An 11,808-nucleotide genomic window follows, 5' to 3' on the forward strand; every position below is an offset into this window, starting at 1 on the left:
CTGCGCCTGAACCCCTCCGGCATTACTGCCGACGGCTAAGAAAGACAAGCCGTGTACCGGATTGGTAAAATTCAGAATCGTCTCGCCTGTACAGTTAATACCGGGACTGCCGGTGCACAAGAAATTCATTCCATCACCGATGCCCGGTTGGCTGGTGACGATGTTGACGTTTCCGCCTGTCGATGAAAATACTACGCCCGGATAATCGGTGGTGACGGTAGGGCCGCTGATGCCGACATCGCCGAACTCTTCAAAGCCGATGACGGTCGGTGCTGCGCTGGCTGCCGAAGTCATTGTCAGTGCAGTGCACATAGAAAAAAAACCGGCCGGGATGATATGTCTTAGGAATATTTTTTTCATTTCGCTCTCCTTTGATTAGTAGAGAAATCGGTTAAGCTGATAACCGATTTCTTTTGCATGTTATTCTCTATAAGCAGGATTTACAAGGATTTTTTGCATGATTCTATGTTGTCGCATGTATGCGGTCCCCGGGTGTTTTTGCAAGGGTAACCGCAAGGCTTTTACAGCCGCATCGTCAGCGCAATCCGCTTGCGCTTTTCATCGATTTCCAGCACTTTCACCGTGACGACTTGCCCCACTTTGACGACGGTGTGCGGGTCCTTGACGAATTTATCCGCCAACGCGGAGATGTGCACTAGGCCATCCTGATGCACGCCGATGTCGACGAACGCGCCGAATGCGGCGACGTTGGTGATCACACCTTCGAGCACCATGCCGGGGTGCAGGTCTTGCAGCGTTTCGACGCCTTCCTTGAACGTTGCAGTTTTGAACGTCGCACGCGGATCGCGGCCGGGTTTTTCCAGTTCGCGCAGGATGTCTTTCACGGTCGGCAGACCGAATTGTGCGGTGACGTACTTTTCTGGACGGATCGATTTTAACGCCGACGAATTACCGATCAATGCAGTGACGTTGAGTTGGATGTCATTGAGAATTTGTTCGACCAATGGATACGATTCCGGGTGCACGGCCGAGGCGTCGAGCGGGTTGTTGCCGCCGGGAATGCGCAGGAATCCGGCCGCTTGCTCGAAGGTTTTCTCACCCAGGCTGGGCACTTTCAATAACTCGGCGCGCTTGGCGAAGCGGCCTTTGCTGTCGCGATACGCGACGATGTTGTGCGCGATTTTGCTGTTCAGTCCGGCGACGTAACGCAGCAGCGCCGGTGATGCGGTGTTGACGTCGACGCCGACCGCATTGACGCTGTCTTCCACCACCGCATCGAGCGATTGCGCCAATTGGTTTTGATTGACGTCATGCTGATATTGGCCGACGCCGATCGATTTCGGGTCGATCTTGACCAGTTCGGCCAGCGGGTCTTGCAGTCGCCGCGCAATCGACACCGCGCCGCGTAGCGATACGTCCAGCTCCGGCAATTCCTCCGACGCCAGTTCGGACGCGGAGTACACCGACGCACCGGCCTCCGACACCGTGATCGACGTCAGCTTGAGCTGCGGATAACGCTTGATCAGCTCCTTCGCCAATTGGTCGGTTTCGCGCGATGCGGTGCCGTTGCCGATGGCGATCAGCGAAGCCTGATGCCGTTCCGCCAGTTGTTTCAATGCGTGCAAGGCGCCATCCCAATCGTTTTTCGGCACATGCGGGTAAATCGTTGCCGTTTCAAGGACTTTGCCGGTCGCATCCACGACAGCGACTTTGACACCGGTGCGCAATCCCGGATCGAGTCCGATGGTCACGCGCGTTCCAGCAGGCGGTGCCAGCAGCAACGCTTTGAGATTCTGCGCAAATACGCGGATCGCTTCGGTTTCCGCGTGCTCTTGCAAGTTACTCATCAACTCCGTTTCCAGATGCGAAAAGATTTTGCCGCGCCACGCCGTGCGCACGGTATCGATCAGCCAACTGTCTGCCGCGCGCTTTTGATCGCGGATGTTGAATTGCTGCGCGATCTGCGCTTCACACGGATTCAATGCCGCATCGCGGGATTTGTCTTCCAGTTCGGAATCGAGCAGCAATTTGAGCTTCAACACGCCTTCGCGCTCGCCACGCAGCAACGCCAATGCGCGGTGTGACGGGATTTTCGTGATGGCTTCACTGTAATCGTGATAATCGGTGTATTTGGTATCGTTGTCTTTCTTGTCCTTGGCGGCTTTCGCGGTCAGCACGCCGTGCATGCGCAAATAGTCGCGCAAGGTTTGCAACAGCGGCGCATGCTCGGTAAAGCGCTCGATCAAAATATGCTGCGCGCCTTCCAGCGCGGCTGCGGCATCGGCGACACCGGGATTATCGCCTTCTTCGCTGGTGAACGGCGCTTTCAGGTACTTGGCGGCCTCGCCAAGCGGATCGAGCCGCGGATCGTTCAGCAGCGTATCCGCCAGCGGTTGCAAACCCGCCTCCAGCGCAATCTGCGCCTTGGTGCGGCGTTTCTTGCGGTACGGCAGGTACAAATCCTCCAGATGCGCTTTGTCCGTCGCATGCGTCAACGCATCGAGCAACGGCGGCGTCATCTTGCCAAGCTTCTCAATCGCCCCGATGATCGCCGCGCGCCGCTTCTCCAGCTCGCGCAAACTGTGCAAGCGCTCCGCCAGCAAGCGCAACTGCGCATCGTCCAACCCCCCGGTCGCCTCCTTGCGGTAACGCGCGATAAACGGCACCGTCGCCCCGTCGTCGAGCAATTGGACGGTGGCCTGGATTTGCGATGATCTAACCGCGAGTTCTGTGGCGAGGCGTTGTTCGATGGATGGCAGCATGGGAGTGTGTTGGGATAATTGAGTAGGGGGAGGGATGTTAAACCAAGTGGCGGCGGGATCGCAATGGATTGCACAGGGTAGCATTGACGCAGCAGGTCATATTCAGATATTTTGAATCCAACTTATAAAACCAGGTAACCGTATGAAACCCGGAGACATTAAAATCATCGACCGTGTTTCCGCCGTCGAAGCGATCAAACGGCTGAACGAGGAAGATTTGCGTTTTCTCAATCGCATGATCGTCGAACGGCTTAAACTCATTTCCCAGGCCCGTGCTACCACGTTGATGGTCAGTTTTACCAAGGGCGACCGGGTTGGTTTTCAGACCCCGGACGGCCGCAAAGTGGAAGGTACAGTACTGCGCCTAAACAAGAAGACTGTCAGCGTTGTTACCGGCGATGGCCATCAGTGGAATGTGGCTCCCGGCTTGCTGTATTTAATCCAGGAAGCACAAATATTCAATGATCATGATTCGTCAATCTGAAAAATTTTTGGAACGATCAAGGGATTTGGCGGAAAGTGATGCTTTTGCATTGGGAAAATGGTTGATATAGAGACGGCGAGAGCAGCCTCAACGATTTTCTGATCAATGAAAGAGTAACAACATGACTCAAGTGAACACATGAATGTTCTGATTGATACAAATATTTTGATTCCTATGGAAGATACTGCACGCAAGCTAGATCCTTCTCTGGTGAAATGCATAGACTGTCGGAACAGAGTGGTCATGTCTTATTTATTCATCCAGTACAGGCAGAAGATATCCGCCGGGGAACCGGAATGAAAATAGGCGAGATATTATTCTCTCTCATTCTAATCTACGTGTAGCACGACACACGATCAGTAGAGTCAATAGCGATAGTGTATTGCGTTCTGCGAGAGGGTTGACGGCAACCGATGAGCGAGCGGATGCGACCCCTTTCGTCGAGTATATGCTTGGCAAGTTACTTGCTGCCCTACGTGAGGCGGTCGATAACCATCAAACGACCGATCAAGTAACCGATCAAGTAGCAAAACTTATCCAGGCAATGGGTGGCGGCGAACTTGGCAGTAATGATTTGATGCAGGCTTTGGGACTGATGCATCGCCCGACTTTCCGGGGGAATTATCTGAATCCGGCATTGGTAGGTGGCTGGATTGAGCGCACGCAATCCGATTCGCCACGCAGTCCCACACAACGCTATCGATTAACCCCGAAGGGGCGGCAATGGCTGCAACAGCAAACCGGGTGACGATAGGTCAAAAGCCAGAATCAGCTCAGGGTTGGCGATGCACGGCAACCTCCAATCCATCCCCACACTTCCAGCACAACTGAAAATTGACCGGATTTTCCTCGCCGCAGGATGGGCAGTGCACGTTGCCGGTGTTGACCGGGGTGTTCTCGTAGGTGTTGATGATGTGTTTGCCGCGATCAAAGTCTTCGTTGCGCGTGATCCAGATTTCCGGGCAGGCGTGGTGGACCGGTATTTCTCCAGCCATGCCTTGTGCGTACTGGTTGAAAATTTGCGCTGGAATATAGGCGTGTTCGAGCAGATCAAGTACTATCTGCGCTTCCATCAGATTGCTGGCGGAATAAATTTTTTTCATGCAATTAGGAATACAAAATAATCAACCGGTTTATGGAATCAAACAATGTGGTTTAGAAATCTGCAAATATATCGTATCACCAGCGGCAATATAACACCGGGCAGTCTTGAAGAAACGTTGTCGCAGCATGCGCTGCAACCGTGCACGCAAATGGAGATGCAAAGCCGCGGCTGGTTGACGCCGCGCGACGAGCAGCCGAATTTCGTGCATGCCTATGGCCAGCACTGGCTGATCGCTTTCGGCGTGGATAAGAAGCTGCTGCCGGCTTCGGTGGTCAATCAACACGCTAAAAACCGCATCACGCAAATCGAGCAGATGCAGGGCTACAAAGCGGGCAAGAAACAAATCCGCGATATCAAGGAGGCGACCATCGTCGAGCTACTGCCGCGTGCGTTTGCGCAACGGCATAAAACTTACGCCTGGATCGATACGCTCAACAACCGGCTGATTCTGGATACGTCCAGCGCTAATAAAGCCGAAGAATTCATCGAAGTGTTGCTGAAAACGCTGCAGGGAATCACGCTGGCGCCGCTGGATACCAAGATTTCACCGTCGTCGGCGATGACGCGCTGGCTGAGCGGTGACGATTTGCCGTCGATTTTTACCGTCGATCGCGATTGTGAGCTGCAAGGGATGAGCGATGAGAAGGAAACCATCAAATATACCCACCACATACTGGAAGCGGAAGAAACCGCACGCCATATCCGTGCCGGCAAAAAAGCGATCAAGCTCGCCATGACCTGGGATAGCAAGATCTCGTTTGTGTTGCAGGACAATCTGCAACTGCGGCGGATCGCGCCGCAGGATATCCTGAAAGAATCCACCGAAAGCGCGGAAGAATTATTTGTCAGCGATTTCACCATCATGACCGGTGAGCTGAGTCAGTTGATCACCGATCTGATCGAGGCTCTGGGCGGGGAAGACCGCGATTGACCGGCTGCTGATGCAAACCGGTCGTGATCGCTGCGATTTTTGCTATTTTTTGCCTTGATCGCTGATTCCCGACAGCACGCCGCTGGCGATTTTGCCGATGATGTCCGCCGTGGTATGCGCCAGCGTGGCGCCGCTTTCCAGTTGCGCGTGCCCGACCGATGCGACTTGCTGGGCGAATGTCGCCAGTGTTTCCTTGAGCTGAGAACCGACTGCTGTGCCATTGTTTTTGGCATGCTGGCCTAAGTCGTGCAAGACATCGGAAACCAGTCCCTGTGTTGCCGAGGCGGTTTGATGCAAGGTATCCAGGAACAGGTTCTCCAAGCCTTCGAGGTCGGAACGGGTGCGCGTCAATTCCTTATCGGAAAATTTCTTGGCCTGACTGGCTGCTTCTTCCACAGCCAGTTTGGATGCTTGCGCGAAGCCGGCCAGCGCCGTATCGAGTCCGGCAACGGCTTCGGTAATTTGCGACTTCGCTGTCTGGGTTTGGTTGGCGGCGTGCTGCAACTGCTGCGTCGCGCCGTCGTGTACACCTTGCAGCACAGCCGTGACGATGCGCTGCAGCGAATCCAGGTCGATGTTTTTTGCATTCATGGCTTTTAGCGTCAAACGATGCACCGTTTCCTTGACATGCGTGCCATTGGCGAGCGCTTCACGAACTTCAGCTTCTAATGATTTGAGATCATCGCCGGATTGATGACTGGACTGCCCGGTATTGTGATTTTCCATGATGATGCATCCTTTATAAGAAGGGTGAAAAGATAGAGTCCGTTTTCATTGTCCTCTGCTACTCGTGAGTAGGTCAAGACCATTCATGTAAGGCCGCAACACTTCCGGGATGGTGACGCTGCCGTCGGCATTTTGATAATTCTCCAGCACCGCAACCAGCGTGCGTCCCACGGCCAGGCCGGAGCCATTTAATGTGTGCAGCAGCGCGGGCTTGCCGTTTTCATTGCGGAAACGCGCTTGCATGCGCCGCGCTTGAAACGCTTCGCAGTTGCTGCATGAAGAAATTTCGCGATAGGTATTTTGCCCCGGCAACCATACTTCGATGTCGTAGGTTTTCGCCGCCGAGAAACCCATATCGCCGGTGCACAACGTCATGACACGATAAGGCAATGCGAGTTTCTGCAGGATTTTTTCCGCGTGTCCGACCAGTTGTTCCAGCGCGGCATACGATTGATCGGGGTGAACGATGTGCACCAGCTCGACTTTGTCGAACTGGTGCTGGCGGATCAGCCCGCGCGTGTCGCGGCCGTAACTGCCCGCTTCGGAGCGGAAGCACGGGGTGTGCGACACGAATTTCAGCGGCAACGCTTGCAGCGGCACGATTTCATCGCGCACCATATTAGTAATTGGGACTTCGGCGGTAGGGATGAGGTGATACTCCGGTGTATCGGCAGAATCTGCGCCGCCTGCGTGCACGGCGAACAGGTCTTGTTCGAACTTCGGCAACTGTCCGGTGCCGCGCAGGCTATCGCGGCTGACCAGATAAGGCACGTAGGTTTCGACATAACCGTGTTCCAGCGTATGTGTGTCCAACATGAATTGCGCCAAAGCCCGGTGCAGGCGGGCCAGTCCGCCTTTCATCAAGCTGAAGCGTGCGCCGCTCAGTTTTGCGGCAGTTTCAAAATCCAGCAATCCTAGCTCTTCGCCCACGCTGACATGATCCTTGACGGCGAAATCGAATGGCCGCGGCTCGCCCCAGCGGCGGATTTGCACGTTGCCGGTCTCGTCTTTGCCTTCCGGTACACTCTCATGCGGCAGGTTCGGTACTTCCAGCAAGATTTTCTGCAGCTGCTGCTGAATGTGCTCGAGGTGATCTTCCGCTTGCTTTAAGGCATCGCCCAGATTGGCGACTTCCGCCATGATGGCGGAAACATCCTCGCCTTTGCTTTTGGCCTGGCCGATTCGTTTCGATGCCGAATTACGCTGCGCTTGCAGTTCCTGAGTCTGGGTCTGAATTATTTTGCGTTCCGCTTCCAAGTCATTGAATGCTTCCACGGGAAAGGCGTAACCTCGTTTGTCAAGCTGCCGGGTGACAGTGTCCAGGTCGGTGCGTAATTGTTGAATTTCTAACATGCGAAAACTCCAAAATAATGATCGATGTAAACGAAGCGCTATGGAAGCTCTGAAAAAGGTAGCGAGCGACGGTCAGGCAAGGCGAAATCAGGCGAGAAAGCGCAGTTTACAAAGTGTAAATGAGCATTTTGAGTCTGATTTCAACACAGCATGACAGAGCGCAGTAGTTTTTCAGAGCTTCCTATATTTTATGCTTGGTTTTCTCATCCAAGTTGCGCAAATAAGCCAGTTTTTCCCGGATTTTCTGTTCCAGGCCGTAAGCGGTCGGTTGATAAAAACTGACTTCGGGCATGTCGGCCGGAAAATAATTTTCTCCTGCGGCATACGCTTCCGGGCAATCGTGCGCGTAGCGGTAAGCGTCGCCGTAGCCGATATCTTTCATCAGCTTCGTCGGCGCATTGCGCAGATGCAGCGGGACGCGTCGCGATTTATCGTGAGCGACGAACGAGCGCGCTTTGTTGTAAGCCAAGTAAGCGGCGTTGCTTTTCGGCGCGCAGGCGAGATACAGCACCGCTTGCGCCAACGCCAGTTCGCCTTCCGGGCTACCCAGCCGCTCAAAAGTTTCGCACGCATCCAATGTTAGGCGCAGCGCGCGCGGATCGGCCAGGCCGATATCTTCGGTGGCCATGCGCACTAGCCGCCGCCCGATATACAGCGCATCGGTGCCGCCATCGAGCATGCGGCACAGCCAGTAAAGCGCCGCATCCGGTGAGGATCCGCGCACCGATTTATGCAGCGCGGAAATCTGATCGTAAAACGCATCGCCGCCTTTATCGAAGTTGCGTGCATTACGCGACAAGGTATTTACGACAGTATCCTTGTCGATGGACGTGAGGCCTCCGGTTTCAGCCGCCGTATGGATTTGCTCCAGCAAGTTCAGTAAACGGCGGGCATCGCCGTCGGCGAATTCGATCAACAGTTGCCGCGCTTCAGCGGAGAATTGCAGATTACCCAGCGCCAATTTTTGCGCGCGCTCCAGTAATTGCGACAATTCCGCTTCCGACAGAGCGGTCAGCACGTAAACCTGAGCGCGCGACAATAGCGCGTTATTGACCTCGAACGATGGGTTTTCCGTGGTGGCGCCGACGAAGGTGATCAATCCTTGCTCGACATACGGTAAAAAGGCATCCTGCTGCGATTTGTTGAAGCGATGCACTTCGTCGACGAACAGAATGGTGTGCCGCCCGCTTTGTTGCAACATCAGTTCGGCTTGCTCGATGGCGGCGCGGATGTCCTTGATGCCGGATAATACGGCGGACAGCGCAATGAATTCGCTGTTGAACTCGGTCGACATGATGCGTGCCAACGTGGTTTTGCCGGTTCCCGGCGGGCCCCACAAAATCATTGAATGCGGTTTGCCCGATTCAAACGCCAGGCGCAGCGGTTTTCCCGCTCCGAGCAAGTGGCTTTGTCCGATGATGTCGTTCAGATGCTTGGGGCGTAGCTGTTCCGCCAGCGGTGCTTTGGGTTGACTTGGTGAAAACAGGTCGGTTTCACTCACGGATGACGTCGGCCTTGTCAGGTGGGGTGAATTTGAACAAATCGGCGGGCAGCGTGGGATTCTTGTCGAGATCGGAAAAAGACAGGATAGTAGTCTGGCCGAAATTATCGCGCAGTGCCATGATTTTGAGCGTGCCATCCGGCGAGAAACCCATCTGGATGAATTCAAACGCGCTTTCCTTGCTTTTCGGAACCGCTTCGAGCCATTCCATGTCGTTTTGCACACCCAATTCAACCAGCTCAAAATTGTCTTCGATGGCACTGCTGCCGGCCAGCAGGGCGGCCGGGCTGCTGCCGATGGCGATATTGAATGACCGCTCAGTGACTTGATTCAAATCGGGGTCGTAAAACCATACTTTGCTGCCGTTGCCGACGATCAATTGTTCATGCGGTTTTTCATAAGCCCAGCGGAATTTTTCCGGGCGTTCGAATTGCATCGTGCCTTTCGATTCTTGTATCGTACGTGCGTTTTTATCGTACAGCGTCTGGGAGAAGTTCGCGCGCACCGTGCGCGTTTCCTGGATGAACGTTTTCAGGCTGGCGACAGCGGCTGCTTCAGCCCAACGCGGTATCAGGCCGCTGAGTAACAGGAGAAAAAGAAAGCTGCATGAGCGGAGCATAAAATTCCTAGCATGTGGTTGTGGGGTGAAATTGCGCAGCGCGCTTGAGAGGAAGATCATTCGTTGCGCGCCGGAGCCAATACTTCGCGATTGCCATTGCTTTGCATCGATGAAACCAGACCCGCACGTTCCATGTCTTCGATAAGACGGGCGGCGCGATTATAGCCGATGCGCAGATTCCTTTGTACCAGGGAGATCGACGCGCGGCGGGTTTTGACGACGATGGCAACCGCTTCATCGTAAAGCGGATCGGCTTCGCCTTCCGATGGTTTTTTGATTTCGAGCGAACCGCTGCTATCGTTTTCCTCGTCACCGGCTTGCAGGATTTCTTCGATGTAATCGGGTTCGCCGTGTTCTTTCAGATATTCAACCACTTTGTGCACTTCGTGGTCGGCGACAAAAGCGCCGTGCACGCGTTGCGGGTAGCCGCTGCCGGGCGGCAGATACAACATATCGCCTTGACCGAGCAGGGCTTCCGCGCCCATTTGGTCGAGAATGGTGCGCGAATCGATTTTGCTCGACACCTGAAAAGCGATGCGGGTCGGAATGTTGGCTTTGATCAAGCCAGTAATCACGTCGACCGACGGGCGCTGCGTCGCCAGCAGCAGATGAATGCCGGAAGCGCGTGCTTTTTGTGCAAGCCGGGCGATCAGATGTTCGACTTTTTTACCGGCGACCATCATCAGATCCGCCAATTCATCGATCACCACGACAATGAGCGGTAATTCGTTCAAATACTCGGTTTCGTCTCCCGGCGGCAGCAAGGGATTGACCACAGGTTCTTCGTTTTTAGCCGCGTCGTGTATTTTCTGGTTGTAACCGCTGAGATTGCGCACACCGAGCGCCGACATCAGTTTGTAACGCCGCTCCATTTCACCGACACACCAGTGCAGCGCGCTGGCGGCTTCGCGCATGTCGGTGACTACCGGCGTCAGCAGATGGGGAATACCTTCATATACGGATAATTCCAGCATTTTCGGGTCGATCAGAATCAGGCGGGTTTGCTCCGGCGTGGTTTTATAGATCAGACTCAGAATGACTGCATTGATTGCAACCGATTTACCCGAGCCGGTGGTTCCGGCAACCAATGCATGCGGCATTTTGGCCAGATCGGAGACGATCGGGCGGCCACTGATATCCTTACCCAGCGCGATGGTGAGCGGGGAGGCGGAATCGGCGTAGACTTGCGAGCTGAGAATTTCCTGCAGCCGCACCACTTGCCGCTTGGGATTCGGGATTTCCAGTCCCATACTGGTTTTGCCCGGAATGGTTTCGACCACGCGAATGCTGGCCACGGACAATGCGCGCGCCAGATCTTTGACCAAATTGATGACCTGATTGCCTTTGACGCCGACTGCCGGTTCAATTTCATAGCGGGTGATGACCGGGCCGGGAAAGGCAGCGACCACTTTGACATCGACACCGAATTCCTTGAGCTTGCGTTCGATCAAGCGCGATGTGAATTCGAGTGTTTCTTTGGACAGCACTTCGAAGTCTTTTTCCGGTTCATCCAGCAGATGCAAGGGTGGCAGTGGCGAGTCGGGTAAATCGGAGAACAGTGAAGGTTGTTTTTCTTTGACGATACGCTGCGATTTGACGATGGTTGTCGTTGGCGGTTCGATATGCAGCACCGGTGTGCTTTCTATGCGCTTCTTTTCATTTTCGACGATTTTGTTGCGCACTTGGGATGCGATCATACCGGTCAGTTTGTCTTGCCGTGTTTCCCAGGTATCTTTTAGCAGCAACAGCAGATTCTCAATGCTTTCACCGATTTTTTCCACAAAGCGCACCCACGATAGACCGGTAAACTGGCTGAAACCGACGGCGATCAGGATCAGCAAGGTCAGTGTTGCGCCGGTAAAACCGAGAATTTGCGACAGATAATGACTGATCGTGTTGCCCAGCATGCCGCCCGGCATCAGCGGCAGCGCGATGTTGATGGAATAAAACCGCAGCGATTCCAAACCGCTGCTGGCAGCAAGCAGTAAAAAGAAACCGCCTAAAGTCAGGAACAAGGAGTGGCGGTCAAAAATGCCGGCGCTATCGATGCGGCGATAGCTCCAGGCGATTGCCGACAGAAAGAAGGCTACCCACCACCAAGCGGATGCGCCGAACAGATACAGCAGCAAATCCGCTAACCATGCGCCGGCGTGTCCTCCGGCATTTTGCACTTGATTGAAGTCACCGCTATGAGACCAGCCGGCATCGCCGCGGTCGTAGCTGAAAAATATCAACACCAGATAAAGCGCCGCGCCCATCAGCATCAGCAAGCCGGATTCCCGCAGTAGCCGGGCAACTCTGGGTGAGAAGGAGTGGCCGCCTGATTTCTTGGCCATCGGCTTGTTCAGTAAACTCATGGGTATCTC

The 11,808-nt window shown here is 54.4% G+C and carries 9 protein-coding genes; 3 read left to right on the plus strand and 6 right to left on the minus strand.

The annotated features are described in order from the left end of the window. Positions 1-521: 521 nt before the first annotated feature. Positions 522-2,723 (minus strand): RNA-binding transcriptional accessory protein, encoded by a 2,202-nt coding sequence (locus tag HRU78_03830; protein QOJ22884.1) that lies wholly within the window; start codon positions 2,721-2,723, stop codon positions 522-524. Positions 2,724-2,865: 142 nt separating this feature from the next. Between HRU78_03830 and HRU78_03835 the strand changes: the two genes are divergently transcribed. Beyond that, complete coding sequence (locus HRU78_03835; protein QOJ22885.1) at positions 2,866-3,207, plus strand: hypothetical protein; 342 nt, start codon at positions 2,866-2,868, stop codon at positions 3,205-3,207. Positions 3,208-3,589: 382 nt separating this feature from the next. Next, entirely contained in the window at positions 3,590-3,955 is a 366-nt protein-coding gene (locus HRU78_03840) for a hypothetical protein (GenBank protein ID QOJ22886.1), read from the plus strand. A 25-nt stretch (positions 3,956-3,980) separates the two neighbouring features. Here the strand turns inward: HRU78_03840 and HRU78_03845 are convergent, their stop codons facing one another. Further along, complete coding sequence (locus HRU78_03845) at positions 3,981-4,310, minus strand: DUF2007 domain-containing protein (protein QOJ22887.1); 330 nt, start codon at positions 4,308-4,310, stop codon at positions 3,981-3,983. A 45-nt stretch (positions 4,311-4,355) separates the two neighbouring features. Here HRU78_03845 and HRU78_03850 point away from each other — a divergent pair, with 45 nt between their 5' ends. Beyond that, on the plus strand, positions 4,356-5,243 hold the full coding sequence (locus HRU78_03850) for a recombination-associated protein RdgC (protein ID QOJ22888.1): 888 nt from the start codon (positions 4,356-4,358) through the stop codon (positions 5,241-5,243). Positions 5,244-5,285: 42 nt separating this feature from the next. On the opposite strand, the gene HRU78_03855 is transcribed toward HRU78_03850, so the two are convergent. The 4 genes from HRU78_03855 to HRU78_03870 form a co-directional block, all read right to left on the minus strand. Next, positions 5,286-5,969, minus strand: coding sequence for a hypothetical protein (locus tag HRU78_03855; GenBank protein ID QOJ22889.1), 684 nt, complete (start codon positions 5,967-5,969; stop codon positions 5,286-5,288). 45 nt (positions 5,970-6,014) lie between these two features. Further along, positions 6,015-7,322 (minus strand): serine--tRNA ligase, encoded by a 1,308-nt coding sequence (serS, locus tag HRU78_03860; protein ID QOJ22890.1) that lies wholly within the window; start codon positions 7,320-7,322, stop codon positions 6,015-6,017. Positions 7,323-7,503: 181 nt separating this feature from the next. After that, on the minus strand, positions 7,504-8,961 hold the full coding sequence (locus HRU78_03865; protein ID QOJ22891.1) for a replication-associated recombination protein A: 1,458 nt from the start codon (positions 8,959-8,961) through the stop codon (positions 7,504-7,506). A gap of 537 nt (positions 8,962-9,498) precedes the next feature. Beyond that, the gene (locus tag HRU78_03870; protein QOJ22892.1) at positions 9,499-11,799 is read right to left on the minus strand and encodes a DNA translocase FtsK 4TM domain-containing protein; all 2,301 of its coding nucleotides are present in this window, start codon (positions 11,797-11,799) and stop codon (positions 9,499-9,501) included. Positions 11,800-11,808: the final 9 nt, after the last annotated feature.

The sequence above is a fragment of the Gammaproteobacteria bacterium genome (assembly GCA_015709635.1).
Lineage (GTDB): Bacteria > Pseudomonadota > Gammaproteobacteria > Burkholderiales > Nitrosomonadaceae > Nitrosomonas.